We start from the raw sequence: 1456 nt of genomic DNA, 5'->3' as shown, positions 1-1456 counted from the left end.
GAATCAGCTCATCATCGACAACATTGACGTTTTGATTGCACAGACTCAAAGCCGAGAGCTAGGTACGCTTGGCGATGCGTTGATCTCTGTGATCGTGATGAAAGAGCGTGCAGGCCAAGCACGCGGCGCACTTAATGGGGTATTTGCGAAAGGAAGCGCCACATCTGTTTTGTTCTCCAACATTGAGGGATACATCCAATCGGGTGATTACGCATCAAGAAAAGCGCAAATTGCGTTCCCAGAACAATATCGACAGTCATTGCAATCGCACCAAAGCAATCCTGCGTGGAAAAAGGTTGAGCAAGTACAGCAATCCTTCCTTAACCAGAGTGCCAACCTAGACAGCATTCAGGGGCCTCAAGCAACTGAATGGTTTCCTATGGCAACCGAGCGCATCGGTCTCATGAACCAGTTGCGTAACCAAATGGTTGATCAGATGCTCAGTGCAGCAGAACATTCCGCGCAGCAAGCCACGTTAAATCGCAACTTGTTGATGGCTGCGACTGCTGTGATTTCTCTGCTTATGATCATGATGGTGTGGGGTTTGGTTGCAAGCCTACGAAGCCGCGTTGGTCGCCTAAAACAAACCCTGCGCAGTATGTCTGAGCACCATGATATGACGGTTGAACTCGATTCTCGCGGCAAAGATGAAATCGCTTCCATCTCGAACAGCATTAATGCCTTGATCTCTAACTTCAGAAAGCTGCTGTTTGACGTCACTAAGACCAATAACGAGAGCTCAAATCGACTACAAAACATTGTTGAGTCTGCGCAGGATCTTGATAGCAGTAGCCGCTCTACCATCGCTAAGTGCGACAACATCGCAACCGCGATGACTGAACTCGCACAATCGAGTGTGGAAATCGCTCAGTCCGCAGAGCGCGCAATGGGTGACACCACAACCATGAATAACAAAGTGGTCGACTGCCAGACCCAAAGTGAATTGTCTTACCGCTCCGTACAAAGCTTGTTGGAGCAGATCAACGCCACTGAACAATGCATGGCAGAATTGGCGAACGACACGCAGAGCATTGGCCAAATAGTCGAGACCATCAACAGCGTTTCTGAACAAACCAACTTATTAGCCCTTAACGCAGCAATTGAAGCCGCTCGTGCGGGCGAACATGGTCGCGGCTTCGCGGTTGTCTCTTCTGAAGTGCGTGATTTGGCGCAGCGCAGCCAAGAAGCTACCGAGAACATCAGCAAACTGTTGGACCAAATTGGCGAAAAAACCCGTTTCTCAGTAGAAAGCATGGCAAAGAGCAAACAAGCCAGTGACGACACGTTTGAATCCGTGCAACAAGTGAATGAGAGTGTGTCTTTACTCGAAAGCAGCATCGAACACGTGAACAATCACATCAGCACCATTACGCACTCGACCATTGAGCAATCTAAAGCATGTGAAGCCATCGACCAAGATATCGACGTATTGGCGAGCATCGCGCACAAAACGGGT

At 49.2% G+C, this 1456-nt stretch carries 1 protein-coding gene; it reads left to right on the top strand.

The annotated features are described in order from the left end of the window. The coding region (locus R7P67_RS24245) for a methyl-accepting chemotaxis protein (RefSeq protein WP_318086243.1) at window positions 1-1456 on the top strand (1456 nt) is incomplete at both ends.

The organism is Vibrio sp. Vb0937 (genome assembly GCF_033338855.1).
This window is presented reverse-complemented; position numbering and strand designations above follow the sequence as displayed.